This window comes from Streptomyces tailanensis (assembly GCF_008386495.1).
GTDB classification, from domain to species: domain Bacteria; phylum Actinomycetota; class Actinomycetes; order Streptomycetales; family Streptomycetaceae; genus Streptomyces; species Streptomyces tailanensis.
In genome coordinates, this window is sequence record NZ_VTHJ01000009.1 from 18,657 (window position 1) to 39,920 (window position 21,264).

The window sequence follows — 21,264 nt, forward strand, 5'->3', positions numbered from 1 at the left end:
TAGCTCGGGCACTCCTCTCCGGCTGTCACGCAGGTCCTGCCGCCGTCGCCGGATGGCGAGGAATTCGGCCTCGGGCCACCCAGCCAGCGGTAGTCGGGCCACCTGGCAAACCCCCCATCAGTGCAGTGCCATGGCCCCAACTCTCCTAGTCTAGGTGTCCCGCCAGGTCGGCCGGTGGCGGGTGGACCAGGCGGGGGCCGGCGCGGTGAGAGGGGCGGCCGGGCGGGGCCAGGGGGCCGCTGAAGGGGGCGGGGGCCCGGCGGCCGGGTCGGGGTTGTATTCGCTCAGGGCACGCAGGACCATGATCAAAGCGGCGAGTTCCTCCGCCCGTGGGACCCCACGGACGACGCGTACGGTGGGGTCGCTCACTGGGGTTGGTTACCGTGCTTGCGGGCCGGCAGCGGTGCGTGCTTGGCGCGGAGCATCGCCAGCGCTCCGATCAGCCGGGCCCGGGTCTCGGCCGGGTCGATCACGCTGTCGACGAGGCCGCGCTCGGCCGCGTAATAAGGGTGCATCAGCTCGGTGCGGTACTCCTTGACGAGGCGGGCGCGGGTCGCCTCCGGGTCGGCGGCCGCGGCGATCTCGCGCCGGAAGACGATGTTCGCGGCCCCCTCGGCCCCCATCACGGCGATCTCGTTGCTCGGCCAGGCGAGGGAGACGTCGGTGCCGATCGACCGGGAGTCCATCACGATGTACGCGCCGCCGTAGGCCTTGCGCAGGATCAGCTGGACGCGCGGCACCGTGGCGTTGCAGTAGGCGTACAGGAGCTTGGCGCCGTGCCGGATGATGCCGCCGTGTTCCTGGTCGACGCCGGGCAGGAAGCCGGGCACGTCGACGAGGGTGACGAGCGGGATGTTGAAGGCGTCGCAGGTCTGCACGAACCGGGCGGCCTTCTCGGAGGCGTGGATGTCGAGCACGCCGGCGAACGACGCGGGCTGGTTGGCCACGATACCCACCACCTGGCCGTCCAGCCGCGCCAGCGCGCACACGACATTGGTCGCCCAGTCCTCCTGGACCTCGAAGAAGTCACCGTCGTCGGTGATCTCGGCGATCACGGCCCGCATGTCGTACGCTCGCCCGGGGTCCGCCGGGACCAGGTCCAGCAGTGCCTCGCCGCGGCGGTCGGACGGGTCGGACGCGGGCTGTGCCGGGGGCAGTTCACGGTTGTTGGACGGCAGCAGGGACAGCAGTTGCCGTACGTCCTCAAGACACGACTTCTCGTCGTCGCAGGCGAAGTGGGCCACGCCGGAGAGCGTCGCGTGGGTGTCGGCGCCGCCCAGGATCTCGTGTGTGACGGCCTCGCCGGTGACTGCCTGTACCACGTCGGGCCCGGTGATGAACATCTGCGCGGTGCCGCGCACCATGAACACGAAGTCGGTCAGTGCCGGGGAGTAGGCGGCGCCGCCCGCGCACGGTCCCAGGATCACGCTGATCTGCGGGATGACCCCCGAACTGCGTACGTTCCGGGTGAAGATGCCGCCGTAGCCGGCGAGGGCGGTGACCCCCTCCTGAATCCGCGCGCCCGCGCCGTCGCACAGGCCGACGATCGGCGCTCCCGCGCTCTCGGCCAGGTCCATCAGCTTGTGGATCTTCTGCGCGTGTGCCTCGCCGAGGGCACCACCGAAGATCCGGAAGTCATGGGCGTACGCGAACACCGTACGGCCGTCCACCCGGCCCCAGCCCGTGATGACGCCGTCGGTGTGGGGGCGCCGGTCCTCCAGGCCGAAGCCGGTGGCGCGGTGCCGGCGCAGCTCCTCGATCTCAGCGAACGTGCCCTTGTCGAAGAGGAGTTCGAGGCGTTCACGGGCGGTCAGCTTTCCCTTGGCGTGTTGGGCCTCGGTCGCCCGCTCGCTCGGGCCGCGCCGTACGGCCTCGTTCAACTCGGCCAGTTCCGCGACGCGGTCGCGCAGATGACCGCTACCGGGGGTGGCGGTGCCCGCCGTGACAGCCGTGGCGGTGCCCACCGTGTTCCGGGTGGTCACCGACGCCGGGGACGTTTCGTCGACAACGCTCATGTGGTGCAGCGTGCGGCCGGCCGCTCAAGGCGGACTCGACGGCCCCCGCGAGAGCCGGTGGAGAGCGGCTCGATCCGCGCGGTCCAGCCTGGCGCCATGACACACCTTCACCGCCGCTCCGTCGTCCTGATGTTCCCGGGAACAGGAGCGCAGCACACGCAGATGGCGGCCGGGCTCTATGGCCACGAAGCCGTTTTCACCGACGCGGTCGACTCCGTCCTGGCCCTGCTCGGCACGGAGGGCGAGGCTGCCAGGGCCGACTGGCTGGCCGAGCGGCCCGCCGTGCCGATGGAAGCCGACATCCGCTCCGCCCCCCTGCTGTTCGCCGTGGACTACGCGATGGGGCGGCTGGTCGAGAGTTGGGGGGTGCGCCCGGCGGCGTATCTCGGGCACAGCATGGGTGAGTTCGCCGCCGCCGTGCTCGCCGGGGTCTTCCGGCTCGACGACGCGGTCCGGCTGCTGTGGAAACGAGTCCTGCGGCAGCGGACCACACCGGCGGGCGGGATGCTCGCGGTCGCCGCGGCGCGCGAGGAGCTCACCGGATACCTGGGGGCCGGGGTCGTGGTGGGCGCGGTGAACGCGCCCCGGCACACGGTGCTGTCGGGCCCGGAGGCTCCCCTGGACGTTGTGGCGCGCAGGCTGACGGCGGACGGCAGGACCTTCCGGCGGCTCGCCACCCGCACCCCGTACCACAGCCCGGCGCTGGCGCCGCTGGTGGCCGAGACCGAGGCGCTCATCCGGAAGTTTCCGCTCGCCCCGCCCCGTACGCCGCTGTACTCCGCCTACACCACGCGGCCGCTCGGCGCGCGGGAGGCGACCGGGGCCGCGTTCTGGGCCGGGCAGCCGACCGCTCCTGTGTTGTTCTGGCCGACGCTGGGGCGGGTGCTGGGCGACGGGGACCGGCTCCTCGTCGAGGCCGGGCCGGCACAGAGCCTGGCGGTCCTCGCCCGGGGGCACCGGGCTGTGCGCTCGGGCCGCAGCGCGGTCGTCGCCATGCTGCCTCCCCGGGTCCTGGGACCCGAGGAGGACCGGCGTACGGTTCGCGCGGCGCGCGAGCTGCTGCTCGGGCAGGTGCCGACGGCGGATCACTCGGGCAGGTTGCCGGTGGAACTGCCCGCCTCGTAGGGGGTGGTGACGCCGTCGTAGGCAAGGTGCAGGACCATGCCGTCGCGGGCGTGGTCCAGGTTGTGGCAGTGGTCCATCCACAGGCCGGGGTTGTCGGCGCGGAAGGCGACCTCGAACCGTTCGCCGGGCGCGATGTTCAAGGTGTCGGTCCACCAGGGGCTGCCGGTCGCCCGCTGCCCGTTCCTGGACAGGACGAGCATGCGATGGCCGTGCAGGTGCATGGGGTGGTCGTCGAGGCTGCGGTTGACGAAGGAGACGCGGACCCGGTCGCCCTCCTGGACGAGCAGGGCGGGGATGTCCGGGTAGACGGCGTTGTTGACGGTCCACAGCACCATGGGCCGGCCGTCGAAGAAGCCCAGGCTGTTGCCGAGGACCAGGGAGAAGTCGCGGTCGTAGCGGGTGCCGGGGCCGAAGGGCATGGCCGCGCCGGGCGTGGTTGTAGGGGAGCCGTAGTCCAGCGGGTCGAAGAGCGGTCCCGTGGCGGTGGGTGGCGGCTCGGCGGTGCCGGTGGGGTCGAGCAGCAGGGACGCCGTCTCCACCTGGCCCGCTCCGTAGGCGCCGTCCTCGCCGCACCCCTCGGTTCCGTGGCTGGCGCTGGAGGCGTTGGCGTCGCCGACGACGGTCAGGTGGACGGGGCTGTCGGGCTGGCGGAACGTCACGTCGTACCGGCCGCCGCCCGCGATACGCAGCCGCGTGCCGCGCAGTTCGGTGGGCCCCGACACGTCGTTGCCGTCGATCGCGGCGACCCGGAAGGGCGTCCCGGCGAGTGAGTAGGTGCGGGGGCAGTTGTCCGCGTTCACCAGGCGCAGCCGGACCGGGGTGCCGGCCGGGACCTTCTCGTGCCGCGGCCGGGTGTCGTCGCCGAAGGCGGTGCGCAGGAGGCCGCCGATCCCGTTCCGGCCGCTGAGCGCGCCTCCACCGCCGGGGCGCCCGCCGGTGGAGGGCCCCTTCGCGCCCTCGACGCTCCAGGCGTGGGCGACGACGGTACGGTCCACGCCCGCCGGGCGCGCGCCGGGCTCCTCCACGATCAGGGCGCCGAACAGGCCGCGCGCCACGGCCGTGCTGGACTGCTGGTGCGCGTGGTACCAGAAGGTGCCCGCGCGGGGCGGCCGGAACCGGTACACGTGCCGCTCGCCGGGGCGTACGGCATCCTGCGTCACCCCGGCCACACCGTCCTCGGCGACCGGGACGTCGACGCCGTGCCAGTGCAGGGTGACTCCGTCGCGGACGTTCCGGTTGACGAGGACGACCTCCACCAACTCGCCCTGTCCCATGCGGAGTTCGGGTCCGGGCAGCTGTCCGTTGAAGGCGAGGGCGGCCACCTTCTCGCCCGACGCCAGCCGCATCGTGCGGTCCGCCGCGGTGAGCGTGAAGCGCCGGTCGGGCTTGCCGGTCCGGGGACCGGTGAGGCCGGCGAGATCACGCGTCGGCGCCTGTCCGGCCGCCGGGCCGCCACCGGTGTCGTACGCGTGCTCGTGGTGGGCCTGGCCCATGCGCTCCGGCAGCCGGCTCCGCTCGGCGGCGAAGGTCCAGACTCCCGTGGCGAGCATGGCGAAGACGGTCACCGTGGCCATCGCGCGCACCAGTCGCCGCGCCCCCGACGGCCGCCGCCAGCCGGGCGCCCCCACGACCGCCCGCCACTGCTGCTGCCACAGCACCAGCCCCGAGGCGGCGAGGGCCAGCAGGACCATTTCGAGGACGAAGAGCCCGCCATACGGAGGGGCCGGCGGATGCAACGTGAGCCCGACCCCGAAGAGCGCGGCCAGGAAACAGACCCGCACGGGCACGACGACCTGCCAGGAGGCAGCGGCGAACCGCAGTATCGGCGGGACCCCCGGCTCATCCGGGTCCGCCCCCGCGCTGCCGCTCCCGCGTCCGGCCGACGCCTCCGGCGGCGTGTACGGCGCGGTCGCGCCGGAGCGCCCGAACGGCCCCGGCCTCGTGGCGAGCCGGCCCGGGGCGCGGCCTTCGCCGAGTGCGGCCGACGCCGTCGGCAGCGCGTAAGGCCCGGTCGTGCCGGGGTGCCCGGACGCGTCCGGCATGTGCGCGGTCGCCGAGGGCAGCGAAGCCGTGGCCGTGGCGGTCGCTTCGGTTGCGGTCGCCGGGGAAGTCACCGGCGTACGCGGCTGAGGCGCCCCCGGTGCCGGGGTGTGCGCCAGGCGCCAGTACGCCGGGACCGTGAGGGTCGCGACCGCCGTGCCCGCCACCGTGAGGGGGACGGCCGCGAAGAGGACGAAGTCGGCGGCCGCCGGCCAACCCGCCGTAGCCGCGAGGGCGACGGCCAGCGCGACCCGTAGCGCCAGCACCAGCAGGGACACGGCCAGCAGGACCAGGCCGAGGCGGGCCCGGCGCCCGAGCGAGCGTGCCGTGCTCCGGGTCGGCAGGCGGCGGGCGCCGCGGGACGCGAAGCCCCAGAAGACCGCCGCCAGCACGGCCCACAGCAGGTTCTGTTCGAAGAGGTTCTCCACCATGCGCGCAGCGTGCCGGGTGCCCTTCGAGCCTGCCTTGAGCCCGTTGGCCGATGCTTTCGAGGCTTTCGACGGCCCGGGCAGCGGCCCGGCCGGCAATTCACGCACAGGAGGGTCACGGTATGGCCGAGAGGCGTTGCGCGTTGGTGACCGGCGGGTCGCGGGGCATCGGACGCGCGGTCGCGGTACGGCTCGCTGAGGCGGGTTACGACATCGGATTCTGCTCCCGTTCCGCCGACGAGGCGGCGCTGGAGACCACGCGGCTCATCGCCGGGACCGGGGCCGCCGTCCACCACGTGGTCTGCGATGTCACGGACGCGGAGGCGGTCCGCGGGTTCGTCGACGAGACCGAGGAGAAGCTGGGCCTGCCGCCGTACGCGGTGGTCAACTCCGCCGGTGTCCTGCGGGACCGCCCCATGGCACTGATGTCGGAGGGGGACTGGCACTCGGTGGTCGGCACCAGCCTGGACGGTGCCTTCCACATGTGCCGCGCGGTGATGCGCGGCCTGATCACCCGCAGGGCCGGCGCGGTCGTGAACGTCTCGTCCGTGATCGGCGTGTACGGCAACCCCGGCCAGGCCAACTACGCCACGGCCAAGGCGGGGCTGAACGGCCTCACCCGCGCCCTCGCCAAGGAGGTCGCCCCCTACAGGGTGCGGGTCAACGCCGTGGCGCCCGGATTCATCGACACCGACATGCTCCACGGCATGACGGCCAAGGCCCGCGAGGCCGCTCTCGGCAAGGTCGCCATGGGCCGCTTCGGCACCCCCGAGTCCGTCGCCGAACTCGTCGCGTTCCTGCTCTCCGACGCCGCCGACTACATCACCGGCCAGGTGGTGCAGATCGACGGCGGGATCTCCCTGTGAGGGCGCGGAGATGACCACTTCACAGAGCACCACTGTCCCCACCCCGCCCCCGGACCCCGCCACCCGCCCCGTCCGCGCCCTTTTCCGCGAGCGCTGGTTCAGCACCCTGTTCATGACCGACATGTGGGAGCGCTTCAGCTTCTACGGTATGCAGGCGCTGCTCTTCCTCTACGCCACCGCGCCGACGGCCGAGGGCGGGCTCGGGCTGGCGGACGGCACCGCCGGCGCGCTCTTCGGGCTCTACATCTCCGCGTCGTTCCTCGCCGCCATGCCCGGCGGTTGGCTCGGCGACCGGGTGCTCGGCACGCACCGGGCGATGCTGACCGGGGCCCTCGTCATCGCTGCCGGGCACGCCTGCATGGCCGTACCCACCCACACCACCTTCTACCTGGGCTTGCTGCTGGTCGCCTGCGGAACGGGCCTGCTGAAGCCCAACCTGCCCGTGATGTTCGACCAGATGAACCCGTGGGCGGGCAGCGCCCAGCGGCAGGCGGCGTTCTCCGTCTTCTACATGAGCGTCCAGGTCAGCGCGCTCATCGGCCCGCTGGTCACCGGCGCCCTGGGCGAACGTGTCAACTGGCACCTGGGCTTCGGCGCCGCCGCCGTCGGCATGATCTTCGGTGTCCTCCAGTACCTGCACGGGGCCCCGACGCTGCGCGGCACCCGGACCGGCCCCGCCCACCCGCTGCCGCCCGCCGCGCTGCGCCGGCTGGTGCGCGGCGCCTGGGCGGCGGCGGCCGGGGCGGCCCTGCTGGTCACCGGGGTCGCGGTGGCCGGCGGGCTGCCGCTGCGGCCCGTGCTGGCACTGTGCGGACTGGCCTCGCTGGTGGCGCCCGTCTGGTACTTCCGGCGGCTGCTGCGCGGGGCGGAACTGGACGCGGCCGAGCGTGAACGCATCCGCGGCTACCGCAGGATCTTCGTGCCGTCGGTGCTGTTCTGGGCGATGTACGGCCAACTCGGCTCGGTTTTCAGCCTGTTCGCGCGCGAGCACACCGTCCGGGACATCGCCGGGTTCACGGTCCCGGCAAGCTGGTTCCAGTCCGCGCACCCGCTGTTCCTGCTGCTGCTCGCCCCGCTCTTCGCCTGGCTGTGGCTGCGGCTCGCGGCCGGGGCGGACACGGTACGGAAGTTCTCCGCCGGGCTGCTGTGCGCGGCCGGCGGCTTCGCCGTGCTCTCGGCTGGTGCCTGGTTCGCGGACGACGGCGGCGTCCCGGTCTCCGCGCTCTGGCTGCTGGGAGCCTTCCTGTGCATGACGTGCGGCGAGCTGGTCTTCGGGCCGGTCGGGCTGAGCACCACGGCGGAGAGCGCGCCGGAGGGGCACGGCAGCCGCATGATGGGCCTCTTCTACCTGGGGGCCGCGCTGGGCGCCGGTGTCGGCGGCCAGCTCTCGCACCTCGTGGGCGTGGTGCCGCTGTGGACGTATCTGGCGGCCTTCGCGACCGCGGCCACGGTCACCGCGCTGCTCCTGTTCCGCGGAACGTCTCGCGGCACGCGGCGCGAGACGCTTCGCAGAACCGCTCAAATCTGACGTCGAGTTGCTCTGGACGAGGCCTCAAGTCATCCCGGCCAGCATCAAAAGCGGCAGGTCCGACCCGCTTACGGACCCGCCGGAAGCCCGGGCGGCCCCACCGCCCGCGGGCGACAACCCGACAGGAGTCCCCATGGCGCATCGCACGCTCATCGTCGCACGGATGGACCACGACGACGCAGAGAAGGTGGCCGCGCTCTTCGCGGAGTCCGACGCGACCGAGCTGCCCCACATGATCGGCGTCCAACGCCGCACCCTCTTCCGCTTCCACGGCCTCTACTTCCACCTGGTGGAGGCGGAACAGCCCATCAACGGCAACCTCTACCGGGCCCGCAGCCACCCGCTCTACGAGGACATCAACACCCGGCTCCAGGAGTTCATGACGCCGTACTCCCCGACCTGGCGCGAACCCAAGGACTCGATGGCCGAGCCCTTCTACACCTGGACACCCTGAGCCCCGAGACGTCCGCCGCACCCCGGCCCGCCCTTCCCAGGCGGCCCGGACTCACGTCCCCACCTGGAGCACCTATGCAGACCACCGACCTCATCAAGGTCGCCATCGACGACGTACCGCCCAACCGCAAACGCGGCGGTGACCTGCGTGTCCTGCTCAGTCCCAAGACCTGCGGAGCGACCTCGGGGTTCATGGGCGTCGGCACCCTGGAGCCCGGCGAGTTCGTCTCCGAGCACTACCACGCGTACTCCGAGGAGTTCTTCTACGCCATCCGCGGCCGGCTGCTGCTGCGCGTCGACGGCCGGGAGCTGGTGCTGGAGCCCGGCGAGTCCTTCATGGTCCCGATCGGGGTGCGGCACCGCATCGAGAACCCGTTCGACGAGCAGGCGTTCGTCTCCTTCTTCCTCAGCCCGCTCGCCCCGCGTCCCGAACTCGGCCACGTCGACTGCGAGCCGCTGCCCGGCGAGGGCACACTGCCCGAAGTGGGGGGTGTCGAATGACCGGGCGCGCGGTGATCACCGGCATCGGGGTCGTCGCCCCCGGGCAGCCGGGCCGTGAGGCGTTCTGGGAGATGATCGTCAAAGGGAAGACGGCGACCCGGCGCATCACGCTTTTCGACCCGACGCCCTTCCGCAGCCGGATCGGCGCGGAGTGCGACTTCGACCCCGAGCGGGCCGGACTGTCGTACCAGGAGATCCGGCGTACCGACCGGGCGGGCCAGTTCGCGCTGGTCGCTGCCCGGGAGGCGATGGCCGACAGCGGCCTCGATCCGGATGCCGAGGACCCGCACCGGATCGGGGTGAGCGTCGGCAACGGCGTCGGCAATGCCATCTCCATGGAGCAGGAGTACCGCACCGTCAGCGACAACGGCCGACAGTGGCTCGTCGACCAGGGCTACATGAAGCCCCACCTGTACTCGTACGTGATGTCCAGCTCGCTGGCGACCGAGGTGGCGTGGGCGGCCGGGGCCGAGGGCCCGGCGACCGTCGTCAGCTCGGGATGCTGCGCCGGGATCGACGCGGTCGGGTACGCCGTCGACCTGATCCGGGAGGGCACGGCGGACGTGGTGGTGGCCGGCGCCACGGACGCGCCCATCTACCCGATCACCGTGTCCTGCTTCGACACCCTGCGCGCCTCCTCCACCAGCAACGACGACCCGGAGCACGCGTGCCGCCCGTTCGACCGGCGCCGCAACGGGCTGGTGCTGGGTGAGGGCTCCGCGGTCTTCGTGATCGAGGAGCTGGAGCACGCCCGCCGCAGGGGCGCCCGGATCTACTGCGAGGTCGCGGGCTACTCGGCTCGCGCCAACGGCTACCACATGACCGGTCTCAGGCCCGACGGCCGCGAGATGGGCGAGGCGATCACCGCCGCGCTCGACGAGGCCCGGATCAACCCCGACGAGATCGACTACGCCAACGCCCATGGCAGCGGCACCAAGCAGAACGACCGGCACGAGACGGCCGCGTACAAGCGCAGCCTCGGCGAACACGCGTACCGCATCCCGGTCAGCTCCATCAAGTCGATGGTCGGGCACTCGCTCGGGTCCATCGGCTCGATCGAGATCGCGGCCAGCGCCCTGGCCATCGACCGGGGCACGGTCCCGCCCACCGCCAACTACGAGGAACGCGACCCCGAGTGCGACCTGGACTACGTGCCGGGCACCGCGCGGGAGGCGGATCTCGACGTCGTCCTCAGCGTCGGCAGCGGCTTCGGCGGCTTCCAGAGCGCGGTTGTCCTCACCTCTCCGAGGAGGATCGTGTGAGTGTTCCCGTCATCACCGGGCTGGGCGTGGTCGCGCCCAACGGGCAGGACCGCGAGGCGTGGTGGCAGGCGACGCTCGATGGGAAATCGGGCCTCGGCCGGATCAGCCGCTTCGACCCGGACCGCTACCCGGTGCGGGTCGCGGGCGAGGCCACCGGCTTCGACCCGGCCGAGCACGCGCCGCAGCGCCTGGTCAGCGAGACCGACGCCATGACGCAGTACGCCTTCGCCGCGACCAACGAGGCGCTGGCCGACGCGGCCGTGGTCCCGGACGACTTCTCCGACCTGGACATGGCGGTCATCACCGCCAACTCCTCGGGCGGCGTCGAGTTCGGTCAGCGCGAGCTGCAGAAGCTGTACCGCGAGGGCCCGCAAGCCGTGGGCGCGTACATGTCCATTGCCTGGTTCTACGCGGCGACCACCGGGCAGCTGTCCATCCGGCACGGCATGCGCGGCCCGTGCGGGGTGCTGTGCTCGGAGCAGGCCGGCGGCCTGGACGTCCTGGCGCAGGCCCGGCGGGTCCTCGCCAAGGGCACCCGGCTGGTGCTGTCCGGTGGCACCGACGCCTCGCTGTCCCCGTACGGGCTGGTCTGCCAGCTCTCCAACGGACGGCTCAGCGAGGAACACCGGCCCGAGCGGGCGTACGTGCCCTTCGACTCCGACGCGAGCGGCTACGTCCCGGGGGAGGGCGGCGCGATCTTCGTGGTGGAGAGCCACGACGACGCCCGTGCCCGGGACGTGGAGCGGATCTACGCCGCGGTCGCCGGCTACGCCGCCACCTTCGACCCGCGCCCTGGCACCGGCCGCCCGCCCGGCCTTCGGCGGGCCGCCGAACTCGCCCTGGCCGACGCCTCGCTGGCGCCACCGGACGTCGACGTGGTGTTCGCCGACGGCTACGGCGTACCCGAGCTGGACCGGCAGGAGGCCGAGGCCCTCACCGCCGTGTTCGGCCCGGGGGCTGTCCCGGTGACGGTGCCCAAGACCATGACCGGCCGGCTCTACGCGGGCGGAGCCGCACTCGACGTGGCCGCCGCCGCGCTCGCGCTGCGCGACCAGGTGATCCCGCCGTCGGTCAACGTCCGCCCCGACCCGGAGCACCGGCTCGACCTGGTCGTCGACCGGCCCCGCGAGACCCGGCTGCGCACCGCCCTGGTGCTGAGCCGCGGCTACGGCGGATTCAACGCGGCCGTGGTGCTGCGGGCCGTCTGACACTCACCTCGCTTCTCACCATCTCGTTCACCACAAGTCACCTGTCCCATTGGAGGAACCCCATGAGTGCCAACATGACCTTCGACGACCTCAAGGCGGTCATGAGCCGGTGCACCGGTGACGTCGAGGAGCTCAACCCGGAGAACCTCGGCGCCGCCTTCACCGACATCGGCTACGACTCGCTCGCGGTGCTGGAGATCGCCAGCCAGATCCAGCGCGAGTACCGGCTGCAGATACCGGACGAGGCCATCGAGGGCATGAACTCGCCCCAGGACGTGATCGACTACGTCAACGCCAGCCTTTCGGCGGTCTGACATGGCGCTCACCGACAACACCGTCGTCATCGACGCGCCCATGGAGCTCGTCTGGGAGATGACGAACGACGTCGAGTCCTGGCCCCAGCTGTTCTCCGAGTACTCCGCCGCCGAGATACTCGGCCGTGACGGCGCCACCATACGGTTCCGGCTCACCCTGCACCCGGACGAGAACGGCGCCGTCTGGAGCTGGGTCTCCGAGCGCACCCCCGACCCGGAGACCCGGACCGTGCAGGCGCGGCGGATCGAGACCGGCCCCTTCGAGCACATGGACATCTTCTGGACCTACACCGAGACCGACAACGGTGTGGAGATGCGCTGGCGGCAGGAGTTCACCGTCCGCTCCGGACTGCCGTTCGGCGACAAGGAGATGACCGAGCGGCTCAACACCAACACCCGCCGGGAGATGGCCCGGATCAAGGGGCTGGTGGAGGAGGCCGCCGCGCAGGCGGCGGTGCGCTCGTGACGGCGAAGCCGGCCGGGCTGCGGGTCCTGCTGCGGATCCGCATCACCCCGGGGCAGGAGGCCGCGTTCGAGGAGCTGTGGCGCGGCCACGCCGAGACTGTGCGCAGGTTCCCCGACAACCACGGCCAGCAACTGCTGCGGGACACCTCCGAGCCCGGCAGCTACACCGTACTGACGGACTGGACGGACGAGCCGTCCTTCCGGGCCTTCGAGCGCAGCGCCGAGCAGCAGGCGTACCTCAAGGTGCTCTGGCCGCTGCGGGAGGGCGGCGAGATGCGGCTGCTCGAACCGCTCCACGAACTGTCACCGGCCGCTCCGGCCGAAGCCTAGGGACCAGGAGGAACGGATGAGTACGCAAGCGGAACAGGTGACCGCGCTGATCGAACTGGTCGAGTCGGTGCCGGCCAAGGAACTGGAGGCCGTGACGGCCCAGCGGGAGGGCGGCCTGGACGGCGCGCTGACGCTGATCTTCGAGCTGCTGGTGTCGGAGTTCAACCCGGAGAAGGCCAAGGGCCAGGGCGGTGTCTTCCAGTTCGAGATCGCCTCCGGTGAGGGGCCGAAGCTCCACTATGTGCAGGTCGAGGCCGGCACGTGCCGGACCGACAAGGGCCGGCACGAGAACCCCGATATCACCATCGGGATCAAGTTCCCCGACATGCTGGCGATGGGCGTCGGCAAGCTGCCCGGTGCCAAGGCCTTCCTGACGGGCAAGCTGAAGCTGCGCGGCAGCCCGCTGATGGGCACCAAGCTCGGCGAGTGGTTCGACCACCCCGAGGTCTGAGCCGACCGCGCCTCGTACGGGCATGCGCAAACCGCCGCCGGGACCAGCGCCCGGCGGCGGTTTGCGTGCTGTGTGCCGTCGTTCGACCGAAGGCGGCGGAAGGGGTCGTCAGTCGACACCCAGCACGGACATGTGGGCGATCGACAGCATGGCCTGCTCGTGCACGAGGGCCAGATACGCGTCCGGGTGGGTGGGCCGGGCGGCGTCGAGCAGGTACGGCTCCAGCCACGTCTCGGCCGCCGTACCGAAGCAACGGTCCGTCAGATAGCCGACGACGTCGTACGGGTGGCCGTCGTACTGGACGACGCGGACCAGGATGTCCTCGTGCAGGAACAGCGCGGTGCGCACGATCGTCGGGTGCTCCGGCGACAGCAGCAGCGTCGCCCGGCGGTTGCAGGTGGCGCGTGTGGCGGCCAGTTCCGCGCCCGCGCCCCGGCGCAGCGGATAGCGCAGGGCGACCGTACCGACCGCGGGCCGCTCGTCGGGGCTGTTCTGTTCCAGCACGGTCATGAAGCTGCGGTGGAAGTGCCGTTGGAATCCCTCGGGGGTCTCGGTGTCACGGGGCTCGGCCAGGTACGGCAGGATCGCCCGCTCGGCCTCGTGCACCCCCTTCTGCACCGACATGTGCCGGGCGATCCGGTCGGCCGAGACGCCGTCGTGGTGGATCACCCGCACCAGGGTGTCCCCTTGGACGAACAGACCGGTGCCGAGCAGCATCCCGACTGTCTCGCCGGAGGCGTCCTTGATGACGGGCGAGTCGACGCGGGTGAAGTTGTGCGGTGCGAAGACCTCCGTCAGCTCGTCCTCGCGGCCGGGACGGACGCGGTAGGTGATGGCGTTCAGTGGCATGGGGGTTTCTCCTCCTCGGCGACGCTCGTGGCGCGTCGACGGCCTTCAGGGAGCGGCGGGTACCGGTGCTTCCGGGTGCCCCGGGGTGCTTGGTGCGGTGCTCGGCGGTGCTTCAGGGAGCGGCGAGTGCCGCCACCGTGACGGTCGCCAGGGCAAGCGCGGCCAGTGCCGTACGCAGCCGGTGCCAGGCGCGCCACAGCGGTCGGGGGTCCTGCCAGGGGCCGTCCGCGGCGAGCCCGGCCAGCGAGCGGTTGATCGGCACGTTGCCGAGGTGTGAAACGGCCTGCACCCCGATGAGCAGCACCGACGCGGCCGGGAACAGCACCTGGCCCGGTCCCTCGGCAAGCACGCCGAGGGCGAACCCGCTGAGGGTCACGACGTTGACGAGGATCGGCATCAGCGGGTGGTAGCCCTTGCCCAGCAGGGCGTGGGCCCGGAGATAGTCGGCGCGGTCCATGGCCGACATGGCGGGGGCCACACTGACCAGAACCGCTACGAAGATGCCCGTGACGGTTCCCGTTCCGATTAGCACGACCCCGGTCAGTACTTCCTTGAGCATCACGACTCCCGGTCCGTGGTGGATGTACCAGCGACCTTGGTCCCACCTGCTCGATTCGCTGTGGAGGAGTGCTCGACAGCGGGGGTTCGCGGGCCCGCGCCCGGCCCGTCGAGCCGTCTTCGAGTCCCCTTCGACCCGGCTTTCCGAGAGTCGGGGCAGCGGTCCGCCGCACACGGGCGGCGGCCAGGTCGGGAGGGTGATTGTGGTGGATCCGGTCCAGGTACTGATGCCCGCGGCGCTGCTCGCCGGCGGTCTCGCGGCCGGCGGTCTCGCGATCTCCGTGCTGGCGGCCCCGTTGTTCACCACGCTGCCCACCAGGATGTACGTCCCGGTGCACAAGGGCCTCGTCACCCGCTTCGACCCGTTCATGCCGCTGTCGCTGCTGAGCTGCCTGCTGTGCGACATCGCCCTGGTCGCCACGGGCCCCACCACCGCCGTACGGCTGCTCGCGGCCCTCGGGGCGCTGCTGCTGGCGGCGGCCATGACGGTCTCGCTCACCAAGAACGTGCCGATCAACCGGTGGCTGTCGACGCTCGATCCACTGCACCTGCCCGCCGACTTCGACCGCCTCGACCCGCGTGAGCGCTGGATCCGCTGGAACCGTGTGCGGGGCGCGCTCGCTGTCGCCGCGCTGCTGGCGAACGTCAGCGCCGCCGCCGTGCTCATCTGACCTAGGAGAAGGTGTGGACACCATGACCGGAGTGGTCGGCCCGGCGATGACCGCCGCGCTGCCGCCTCACGTACGGCTGCTGCTGCTCACCGACGGCAAACGGATATCCCGGGTGCTGCACGTCGTCGCCGAGCTGGGCGTCGCCGACGAGCTGGCCGGTGGCCCGCTCACGGTGGCCGAGCTCGCCGAACGGACCGGCACCCATGCGGACTCGCTGGGGCGGGTGCTGCGCGTCGCGGCCGCCTTCGGTGTCTTCGCCGAACAGCCCGACGGCACCTACGCCCTCACCGACATGGGCGAGGTGCTGCGCGCCGACGTGCCCGGCAGCCAACGGGACATGGTGCTGTACAACGGCGACGAGATGCTCTGGCGGTCCTACGGCTCCCTGATGCACACCGTGCGCACCGGTGAGCCCGCCTTCGAGGCCGCCTACGGGCACGGCTTCTTCGAGCACCTGGATCAGGACCCCCAGGCGGGGGCGCTGTTCGACCGCGCGATGACCGGGATGAGCCGGGCCACCACCCGGATGCTGCTCGACAGCTTCGACTTCGGCCGCTTCGGCCGGATCGCCGACGTCGGGGGCGGGCGCGGCTGGTTCCTCTCCGAGGTGCTCCGGTGCCACCCCGAGGTGCGCGGCACGCTCGTCGACCGCCCGGCGGTGGTGGCTCAGGCGCACAAGCTCCTCGACGAGGCGGGGGTCGCGGACCGCGTCGAGGTGGTGCCCGGCGACTTCTTCGAGGAGTTGCCGGTCGGCCGGGACGCGTACGTGCTCAAGGCGGTACTGCACGACTGGGACGACGAGCGGGCCGCCGCGATCCTCGGCCGGATTCGCGACGCCCTCGCCGGTACCCCCGAAGGACGGCTGCTCATCTGCGAGTTCCTGGTCGGGCCCGCCAACGAGTGGGACCGCGGCAAGCTCCTCGACCTGGACATGCTCATCCGCTTCGGCGGGCGGGAGCGCAGCGAGCCCCAGTGGCGGGCGCTGCTCGCGAGCGCGGGCTTCGAGCTGGTGAACGAGCCGGTCGCCGGCCGCTGGGCGGTCCTGGAGTGCCGCCCCCTCCCGGTCGCCCGATGAACAGGCGAACAGGTGAACGAATGCGCGGGCGCGCCGACGCGCGGACCCCGTACGACACAAGGCGCGGCCACGGTCGCGAGGGAGCGGAGGATGGCATGCAACTTCGACTAGTGGGAAAGAACGCGCTGGTCACCGGCGGTAGCCGGGGCATAGGGCGGGCCGTGGTGCTGGAGCTCGCGAAGGCCGGCGCCTCGGTCGTGACCTGCTACCGGCAGGAGGGCGAGGCCGTGGACAGCCTCGCCCGTGAGCTGAAGGAGATCGGCGGCGAGCACGCCCTGGTGCGCGCCGACGTCGGCACGGCCGAGGGCGTCGAGACCCTGCTCGCGGAAGTCCGGGAGCGGTTCGAGACGCTGGACGTGCTGGTCAACAATGCCGGTGTGATCAGCCAGGTCCCGTTCGCCCAGCTGCCATTCGACGAGTGGGAGCGGGTGATCAGCACCAACCTCACCGGCCCGTTCATGGTGATCAGCAAGGCCCTGCCGCTGCTGCGCGAGGGCTCGTCGGTCATCAACATCGGCTCGCGCGGCGCCATGGCCGGTATCCCGCTGCGGGGCCACTACACCGCTTCCAAGGCGGGCCTGGTCGGCCTGACCCGCACCCTGTGCAAGGAACTCGGCGGCAAGGGCATCCGGTTCAACGTCGTGGCCCCCGGCGTCATCGACACCTCCGATCCCGACGAGCTGACCGAGGAGCAGCGCGCCGCCTACAACGAGCGCTACCTCCGGATGATGGCGCTCGGCAGGTTCGGGCGCCCCGAGGAGATCGCCGGCGCCGTGCTGTTCCTGGCGAGCGAACTGTCCACGTACGTCAACGGCGAGACACTGCACGTCGACGGGGGTGTCTGAGATGGCCGGCCAGGCCGGGACCTTCCGGGTGCTGCTGACCGTCCAGGTCAAGCCGGGTATGGAGGCGGACTTCGAGAAGATGTGGGCCGAGGGCAGCAAGGAGGTCACGGCCCAGCGCGCGAACCTGGGCCACACCCTGGCGCGCAGCGCGAAGGAGGCCTCCGTCTACTACGTGGTGAGTGACTGGACCGACCGGGACTCCTTCCTCGCCTTCGAGAGCAGCGCCGAGCACGTACGGCACCGCGAGAAGCTGCACCCGTACCGCACGGGCGGTTCGCTGGCGATGATGCACCTGGTGGAGGTCGCCGGATGAGCGGGGCGCCTGGCCGGGTGCGGATCCTGCTGTACCTGCGGGCCACGTCGGAGCAGGTGCCCGAGGTCCAGGAGGCATACCACCGGATCAGCAAGGATCTGGCGGGCACGCCGGGCCTGCTGGGCAACGAGCTGCTGCGCGACGTGGCCGACCCCGGCGCGTACGCGGTGCTCAGCGAGTGGGAGAGCATGGCCGCCTTCCGCGACTGGGAGGCGGGCGCCGGACACCGCGGCACCACGTCGCCGCTGCGCCCCTACCAGGACACCGAACGACCCAGCCCGTTCGCTCTGTTCGCGGTGGAGGCGGGGTACTGACGCCGCGCTGACCACCGCGGCCCTGTGCCGTGAGGAGCATCGCTCCTCACGGCACAGTCGTCTGCCCGGACGGACGGACGGACGAGCGGGCGGGCGGGCCCGGCAGGCACGGCGGGCGTGGCAGCACGAAGCGGGCACCCGGCCTGTACATCGGCCGGGTGCCCGCTGCCGTACCGCGGAGGGGCGGCTCAGGGCAGGCGTACCACCTGGCCCGCGTAGACCAGTCCGGCGCCGAAGCCCGCCAGGAGGGCGAGGCCGCCGCTGGGGGCGCGGCCGGCGGACAGCAGCTCCTCCATGGCGAGCGGGATGGATGCGGCGGAGGTGTTGCCGCTGTTGACGATGTCCCGGGCGATGGCGGTCCGTTCGGTCAGGCCCAGCTGTTCGACGACGAAGTCGGTGATGAGCATGTTGGCCTGGTGAGGGATGAACGCGTCGAGCTGTTCCACGGTGACGCCCGCGAGGTCGAGCATCTTCCGGGTGGCGGGGACGAGTTCGCCGGTGGCCCAGCGGAAGACCTTCCAGCCTGCCATGGTGATGGCAGGGCGGGCGTCCGGGCGCGTCCCGGTGCCGTCGTGCCAGGGCGAGGTCATCTTCAGCGCCGCGTTGCGCGAACCGTCGGCGTGCCAGACCACCGGTCCGATGCCAGGTTCGTCGGAGGGGCCGACAACCACCGCGCCGGCGCCGTCGGCGAAGAGGAAGGCCGTGTCGCGGTCGGAGTGGTCGAGGATGTCCGTCATCCGCTCGGCGCCGATGACGAGGACGTAGTCGGTGCGGGCCAGGCGGACCAGGTCACTGGCGAGCGCGACCGCGTGGCAGAAGCCCGCGCAGGCTGCCGAGATGTCGAAGGCGGCGGCCTTCCCGGCGCGCAGCCGGTGCGCGACCTCGATGGCCACGGCGGGCATCTGCTCCATGGACGTGATGGTGGCGACGATGACCGTGCCCAGCTGGTCCGCGCCGATGCCCGCGGCCGCGAGCGCCTTCTCCGCGGCGGCGGTCGCCATCATCGGCAGGGTCTCGTCCGGGGAGGCGTAACGGCGGGAGCGGATGCCCGAGCGCTTCTCAATCCAATCGGGGTCGAGTCCGGTGCGTTCGGCGATCTCGGTGTTGGGCACGGACCTTTCGGGCCGGTATGTGCCGACGCCCAGGAGGCGGCTGTGGCGCAGGGCCGGGGTGTACTGAATCGTGGTCATGTCTGTCGGTCGTCCTTTCGAGGCGCACGGGCGGACTTCGCGGGGGAGTTCCGGCGTCCCCGGGCGGTCAGGCCCCAGGGCTTGTAAGTGGAGACGGCCGTCATGAAGACCAGGCAGAGCAGGGCGAGGAGGGCCGAGCCGGCCATGGTCCAGCCGACTGTGTCGAGTGCGCCGCCGCGCACGGCGGCGCCCTCGTCGACGAGTTCGTTGGCGCGCAGGATCTGCTGGTGGATGACGGAGAAGCCGAGCACCATGACGCCCATCGTCAGGAAGAACTTCACGGCGACCCATCTGCGGTGCAGCAGGCGCCACTTGGTGCCGGCGCCCACGACGATGCCGGTGATGAGGGCGAACATGCTGGTCATGCCGAGGAAGATCTCGTCGAGCATCGACATCGTGCGGTACATCGCGGCCTGCTGCTCGGCGTTGTGGGTGGTGGCGCCCGCGACCGACATGGCGAACATGCCGGTCACCAGGCCCAGCCAGCCCACGGAGATGCCCACATGGGCGGTGAGGACCGCCTTGCGCAGACGCTGGGAGACCGTACGGCTGTCCTCGCGCACGCTCGCCATCCACCGGTTGACGGAGGGGACGTAGAGCAGGACGAGGCCCACGACGGACGGGATCAGGCTGGTCACGGCGAGGCTCGCCTGGAGCGGGCCCACCAGCGGGCGACCGCCGAGTCGTGCGAGACCGAGGCCGGTGAACAGCAGGCCCAGGGAGGTGAACACCGTGAGCAGCACGCGGCCCCATTGACGGCCGGCCCGGAGCATCTCGGCGAAGAAGCCGAACAAGGCGCAGAAGGCGATGGTCAGGGCCAGGTCACCCGTGGTCGCCGCGCCGGCGACACCGGTCTCGACCTGGTGGGCGATCTCGAAGACGTTGCTCGCGATCGCGGCGAGCGTCGCCACGATCACCATCGCGTAGGCCCAGCCGACGGCGGTCGGCGGGCGGGGAACAGGTGCCGCGGCCGCGGCTGCCGCGGGGGCCGGGCGGACCACCCGTGCGGGGCCGACCGCCCGCGGGCCCCGGCTCCGTTCTGTCCGGTCAGTCGTACTCACCGTCGCGCCTCCTTCGATGCAAGGCGCGTCCGCCCCACGGCAGCGGGGCTCTGAGCGCCGTCGGTAGCGGGTTCGTGGCGCGCTCAGCGTCGCCGGGCAGCCTCGAAACCCACTCGAAGCCCGGTGGACGGCGCTCTACGGAGGCCGCCCCTGGCCTGGGCGGCGCCCCGGCGGGGCGGCCCCGGCGACGCGCTCCCGGTCGAGGCGGTGTCGTGGGCCGGTCAGTCGCGGCCCGCGTCGTCCAAGGAGTCGACGAACTTGGTGAGGAGACGGGCGAAGTGCTGCTGCTCGTCGGGGTCCCAGTCCTTCAGGGCACGGGAGTAGAAGGCCTGGCGCGTGCGGTGGGCGGCGGACACCGCCTCGCGACCCGACTTGGTGAGGGCCAGACAGCTGCGGCGGCCGTCCTCCTGGGAGGCGACGCGGCGCACGAAGCCGGACCTGACCGCGTCGGCGACGATCCGGCTGGCTCGCGAGGGGTCGATGGCGAGCCGGTCCGCGACGAACCCGACGGTGACGTCCCGGTCGCTCTCGCCGCTGCCCTCGTCGACCGCGTCGATGACGGAGAGCGTGTTGAGGTCCAGTGGTTCCGTCATCCCCCTTATGACGGGCCGGGCCAGACTGCGCCGTGACTGCCGCCGCCGGATCCGGATCATCGCCAGTTCCACGGCGTTGAGCACACCCTCCTCCACGGGCGCCTCCTTTCGTGCGACCGGGGCGCTCCCACGGTCGTTGTCCGTCAGCAGGTCCTCGTCACCACTCACGCCTCCGAGATTACTCGCCCTGGACATATGGCTGGACCACGCATTCCTGGATGTGGGACACTTATATGCGAAGGACATGTATATGCTAGTAGCAATGATCTTGGTTTGTGGAGGGATCGCACTCCCCCGAAGCCCCTGAGGAGTCAGAAATGTCCGCCAAGCCCACCGCCACCCGCCCCCAGAGCCCGCTGCGCACCCGAGGTCTCGCCGTCCTCGCCACCGTCGCCGCCGGTGCGCTCATCTGGCTCGTCGCCGGCCCTGTCCTCGACATCGACCTGCGCGTACCGGACGGCCCCGGCTCCACCACCACGACCGCGCTCGCCCTCCCGGCCGTACTGATCGGCACGGCCGTCATCTCCCTGCTCGGCTGGTCCCTGCTCGCCTTACTGGAAAGGGTGGCGGCCAACCGCGCACGTGCCCTCTGGACCGTCGTCGCGGTCCTCGTGCTCATCCTCTCCCTCTTCGCACCGCTGTTCGGTGAGGGCCTGAGCGGCGGCAACCGGGCCACGCTCGTCCTGCTGCACCTCGCGGTCGGCGCGATCCTCGTCCCGGCCTTCCGCCGGAGCTCCGCCCCCGCCTGACCGGCGGCGGTCCGCACGGCCCGCCCGGTCCAGCGCCCCTCCACGTGGATTCGAGTGCTC

The 21,264-nt window shown here is 71.8% G+C and carries 25 protein-coding genes; 17 read left to right on the top strand and 8 right to left on the bottom strand.

Annotated features, from left to right (window positions below; genetic code table 11):
• Positions 1-150 precede the first annotated feature (150 nt).
• Positions 151-369 carry an acyl-CoA carboxylase subunit epsilon gene (locus F3T56_RS09595; protein WP_149824351.1) on the bottom strand — a complete coding sequence of 73 codons (219 nt, stop codon included), beginning with the start codon at positions 367-369 and terminating at the stop codon, positions 151-153.
• Positions 366-2,015, bottom strand: a complete 1,650-nt coding sequence (locus F3T56_RS09600) for an acyl-CoA carboxylase subunit beta (protein ID WP_246203520.1) — start codon at positions 2,013-2,015, stop codon at positions 366-368. Before F3T56_RS09600 ends, F3T56_RS09595 begins: the two co-directional genes overlap by 4 nt.
• Positions 2,016-2,111: 96 nt before the next feature.
• Between F3T56_RS09600 and F3T56_RS09605 the strand changes: the two genes are divergently transcribed.
• Positions 2,112-3,140 (top strand): acyltransferase domain-containing protein, encoded by a 1,029-nt coding sequence (locus F3T56_RS09605; protein WP_246203521.1) that lies wholly within the window; start codon positions 2,112-2,114, stop codon positions 3,138-3,140.
• On the opposite strand, the gene F3T56_RS09610 is transcribed toward F3T56_RS09605, so the two are convergent.
• On the bottom strand, positions 3,101-5,611 hold the full coding sequence (locus tag F3T56_RS09610) for a multicopper oxidase family protein (RefSeq protein ID WP_149824354.1): 2,511 nt from the start codon (positions 5,609-5,611) through the stop codon (positions 3,101-3,103). The two genes, F3T56_RS09605 and F3T56_RS09610, sit on opposite strands and share 40 nt — an antisense overlap.
• Positions 5,612-5,730: 119 nt before the next feature.
• On the opposite strand from F3T56_RS09610, the gene fabG reads away from it, so the two are divergent.
• From fabG to F3T56_RS09660, 10 genes are all read left to right on the top strand, one after another.
• Positions 5,731-6,474 carry a 3-oxoacyl-ACP reductase FabG gene (gene fabG, locus F3T56_RS09615; protein WP_149824356.1) on the top strand — a complete coding sequence of 248 codons (744 nt, stop codon included), beginning with the start codon at positions 5,731-5,733 and terminating at the stop codon, positions 6,472-6,474.
• Between the two features lie 10 nt (positions 6,475-6,484).
• Positions 6,485-8,002 (top strand): peptide MFS transporter, encoded by a 1,518-nt coding sequence (locus tag F3T56_RS09620; RefSeq protein WP_149824358.1) that lies wholly within the window; start codon positions 6,485-6,487, stop codon positions 8,000-8,002.
• Positions 8,003-8,135: 133 nt separating this feature from the next.
• On the top strand, positions 8,136-8,456 hold the full coding sequence (locus F3T56_RS09625; RefSeq protein WP_149824360.1) for a TcmI family type II polyketide cyclase: 321 nt from the start codon (positions 8,136-8,138) through the stop codon (positions 8,454-8,456).
• Between the two features lie 74 nt (positions 8,457-8,530).
• Positions 8,531-8,956 carry a cupin domain-containing protein gene (locus F3T56_RS09630; RefSeq protein WP_149824362.1) on the top strand — a complete coding sequence of 142 codons (426 nt, stop codon included), beginning with the start codon at positions 8,531-8,533 and terminating at the stop codon, positions 8,954-8,956.
• Positions 8,953-10,218, top strand: coding sequence for a beta-ketoacyl-[acyl-carrier-protein] synthase family protein (locus F3T56_RS09635; protein WP_149824364.1), 1,266 nt, complete (start codon positions 8,953-8,955; stop codon positions 10,216-10,218). The genes F3T56_RS09630 and F3T56_RS09635 overlap by 4 nt, the downstream gene beginning before the upstream one ends.
• The gene (locus F3T56_RS09640) at positions 10,215-11,426 is read left to right on the top strand and encodes a ketosynthase chain-length factor (protein ID WP_149824366.1); all 1,212 of its coding nucleotides are present in this window, start codon (positions 10,215-10,217) and stop codon (positions 11,424-11,426) included. Before F3T56_RS09635 ends, F3T56_RS09640 begins: the two co-directional genes overlap by 4 nt.
• Positions 11,427-11,488: 62 nt before the next feature.
• On the top strand, positions 11,489-11,740 hold the full coding sequence (locus F3T56_RS09645; RefSeq protein WP_149824368.1) for an acyl carrier protein: 252 nt from the start codon (positions 11,489-11,491) through the stop codon (positions 11,738-11,740).
• 1 nt (position 11,741) lies between these two features.
• Positions 11,742-12,206 (top strand): SRPBCC family protein, encoded by a 465-nt coding sequence (locus tag F3T56_RS09650; protein ID WP_149824369.1) that lies wholly within the window; start codon positions 11,742-11,744, stop codon positions 12,204-12,206.
• On the top strand, positions 12,203-12,535 hold the full coding sequence (locus tag F3T56_RS09655; RefSeq protein WP_149824371.1) for an antibiotic biosynthesis monooxygenase family protein: 333 nt from the start codon (positions 12,203-12,205) through the stop codon (positions 12,533-12,535). The genes F3T56_RS09650 and F3T56_RS09655 overlap by 4 nt, the downstream gene beginning before the upstream one ends.
• A gap of 16 nt (positions 12,536-12,551) precedes the next feature.
• Positions 12,552-12,986: an SCP2 sterol-binding domain-containing protein gene (locus F3T56_RS09660; RefSeq protein WP_149824373.1), complete on the top strand. Its 435-nt coding sequence runs from the start codon at positions 12,552-12,554 to the stop codon at positions 12,984-12,986.
• A 108-nt stretch (positions 12,987-13,094) separates the two neighbouring features.
• On the opposite strand, the gene F3T56_RS09665 is transcribed toward F3T56_RS09660, so the two are convergent.
• Both F3T56_RS09665 and F3T56_RS09670 read right to left on the bottom strand, forming a co-directional pair.
• Positions 13,095-13,835, bottom strand: a complete 741-nt coding sequence (locus tag F3T56_RS09665; protein ID WP_149824375.1) for a SchA/CurD-like domain-containing protein — start codon at positions 13,833-13,835, stop codon at positions 13,095-13,097.
• Positions 13,836-13,947: 112 nt separating this feature from the next.
• Positions 13,948-14,394, bottom strand: a complete 447-nt coding sequence (locus F3T56_RS09670) for an anthrone oxygenase family protein (RefSeq protein ID WP_149824377.1) — start codon at positions 14,392-14,394, stop codon at positions 13,948-13,950.
• A 205-nt stretch (positions 14,395-14,599) separates the two neighbouring features.
• Between F3T56_RS09670 and F3T56_RS09675 the strand changes: the two genes are divergently transcribed.
• From F3T56_RS09675 to F3T56_RS09695, 5 genes are all read left to right on the top strand, one after another.
• Positions 14,600-15,064 (top strand): anthrone oxygenase family protein, encoded by a 465-nt coding sequence (locus F3T56_RS09675; RefSeq protein ID WP_149824378.1) that lies wholly within the window; start codon positions 14,600-14,602, stop codon positions 15,062-15,064.
• Positions 15,065-15,086: 22 nt separating this feature from the next.
• Positions 15,087-16,139: a methyltransferase gene (locus F3T56_RS09680; RefSeq protein ID WP_149824380.1), complete on the top strand. Its 1,053-nt coding sequence runs from the start codon at positions 15,087-15,089 to the stop codon at positions 16,137-16,139.
• 95 nt (positions 16,140-16,234) lie between these two features.
• The gene (locus tag F3T56_RS09685; protein ID WP_149824382.1) at positions 16,235-16,984 is read left to right on the top strand and encodes an SDR family NAD(P)-dependent oxidoreductase; all 750 of its coding nucleotides are present in this window, start codon (positions 16,235-16,237) and stop codon (positions 16,982-16,984) included.
• A 1-nt stretch (position 16,985) separates the two neighbouring features.
• Positions 16,986-17,297, top strand: a complete 312-nt coding sequence (locus tag F3T56_RS09690) for an antibiotic biosynthesis monooxygenase family protein (protein ID WP_149824384.1) — start codon at positions 16,986-16,988, stop codon at positions 17,295-17,297.
• A complete protein-coding gene (locus tag F3T56_RS09695) occupies positions 17,294-17,611 on the top strand; it encodes an antibiotic biosynthesis monooxygenase family protein (protein WP_149824386.1) in 318 nt (105 codons plus the stop codon). Before F3T56_RS09690 ends, F3T56_RS09695 begins: the two co-directional genes overlap by 4 nt.
• Positions 17,612-17,799: 188 nt before the next feature.
• On the opposite strand, the gene F3T56_RS09700 is transcribed toward F3T56_RS09695, so the two are convergent.
• From F3T56_RS09700 to F3T56_RS09710, 3 genes are all read right to left on the bottom strand, one after another.
• On the bottom strand, positions 17,800-18,801 hold the full coding sequence (locus tag F3T56_RS09700) for a beta-ketoacyl-ACP synthase 3 (protein WP_149824388.1): 1,002 nt from the start codon (positions 18,799-18,801) through the stop codon (positions 17,800-17,802).
• The gene (locus F3T56_RS09705) at positions 18,798-19,862 is read right to left on the bottom strand and encodes a hypothetical protein (protein ID WP_246203522.1); all 1,065 of its coding nucleotides are present in this window, start codon (positions 19,860-19,862) and stop codon (positions 18,798-18,800) included. The genes F3T56_RS09700 and F3T56_RS09705 overlap by 4 nt, the downstream gene beginning before the upstream one ends.
• Before the next feature lie 221 nt (positions 19,863-20,083).
• Complete coding sequence (locus tag F3T56_RS09710; RefSeq protein ID WP_246203543.1) at positions 20,084-20,551, bottom strand: MarR family winged helix-turn-helix transcriptional regulator; 468 nt, start codon at positions 20,549-20,551, stop codon at positions 20,084-20,086.
• Positions 20,552-20,772: 221 nt separating this feature from the next.
• On the opposite strand from F3T56_RS09710, the gene F3T56_RS09715 reads away from it, so the two are divergent.
• Entirely contained in the window at positions 20,773-21,204 is a 432-nt protein-coding gene (locus F3T56_RS09715; protein WP_149824392.1) for a DUF6069 family protein, read from the top strand.
• Positions 21,205-21,264: the final 60 nt, after the last annotated feature.

Bases quoted from the DNA above. Each gene is read 5' to 3' on its own strand.
- F3T56_RS09600 (WP_246203520.1), bottom strand. From the start codon at position 2,015: ATGAGCGTTGTCGACGAAACGTCCCCGGCGTCGGTGACCACCCGGAAC.
- F3T56_RS09605 (WP_246203521.1), top strand. From the start codon at position 2,112: ATGACACACCTTCACCGCCGCTCCGTCGTCCTGATGTTCCCGGGAACA.
- F3T56_RS09610 (WP_149824354.1), bottom strand. From the start codon at position 5,611: ATGGTGGAGAACCTCTTCGAACAGAACCTGCTGTGGGCCGTGCTGGCG.
- fabG (WP_149824356.1), top strand. From the start codon at position 5,731: ATGGCCGAGAGGCGTTGCGCGTTGGTGACCGGCGGGTCGCGGGGCATC.
- F3T56_RS09620 (WP_149824358.1), top strand. From the start codon at position 6,485: ATGACCACTTCACAGAGCACCACTGTCCCCACCCCGCCCCCGGACCCC.
- F3T56_RS09625 (WP_149824360.1), top strand. From the start codon at position 8,136: ATGGCGCATCGCACGCTCATCGTCGCACGGATGGACCACGACGACGCA.
- F3T56_RS09630 (WP_149824362.1), top strand. From the start codon at position 8,531: ATGCAGACCACCGACCTCATCAAGGTCGCCATCGACGACGTACCGCCC.
- F3T56_RS09635 (WP_149824364.1), top strand. From the start codon at position 8,953: ATGACCGGGCGCGCGGTGATCACCGGCATCGGGGTCGTCGCCCCCGGG.
- F3T56_RS09645 (WP_149824368.1), top strand. From the start codon at position 11,489: ATGAGTGCCAACATGACCTTCGACGACCTCAAGGCGGTCATGAGCCGG.
- F3T56_RS09650 (WP_149824369.1), top strand. From the start codon at position 11,742: ATGGCGCTCACCGACAACACCGTCGTCATCGACGCGCCCATGGAGCTC.
- F3T56_RS09660 (WP_149824373.1), top strand. From the start codon at position 12,552: ATGAGTACGCAAGCGGAACAGGTGACCGCGCTGATCGAACTGGTCGAG.
- F3T56_RS09665 (WP_149824375.1), bottom strand. From the start codon at position 13,835: ATGCCACTGAACGCCATCACCTACCGCGTCCGTCCCGGCCGCGAGGAC.
- F3T56_RS09670 (WP_149824377.1), bottom strand. From the start codon at position 14,394: ATGCTCAAGGAAGTACTGACCGGGGTCGTGCTAATCGGAACGGGAACC.
- F3T56_RS09680 (WP_149824380.1), top strand. From the start codon at position 15,087: ATGACCGGAGTGGTCGGCCCGGCGATGACCGCCGCGCTGCCGCCTCAC.
- F3T56_RS09685 (WP_149824382.1), top strand. From the start codon at position 16,235: ATGCAACTTCGACTAGTGGGAAAGAACGCGCTGGTCACCGGCGGTAGC.
- F3T56_RS09690 (WP_149824384.1), top strand. From the start codon at position 16,986: ATGGCCGGCCAGGCCGGGACCTTCCGGGTGCTGCTGACCGTCCAGGTC.
- F3T56_RS09695 (WP_149824386.1), top strand. From the start codon at position 17,294: ATGAGCGGGGCGCCTGGCCGGGTGCGGATCCTGCTGTACCTGCGGGCC.
- F3T56_RS09700 (WP_149824388.1), bottom strand. From the start codon at position 18,801: ATGACCACGATTCAGTACACCCCGGCCCTGCGCCACAGCCGCCTCCTG.
- F3T56_RS09715 (WP_149824392.1), top strand. From the start codon at position 20,773: ATGTCCGCCAAGCCCACCGCCACCCGCCCCCAGAGCCCGCTGCGCACC.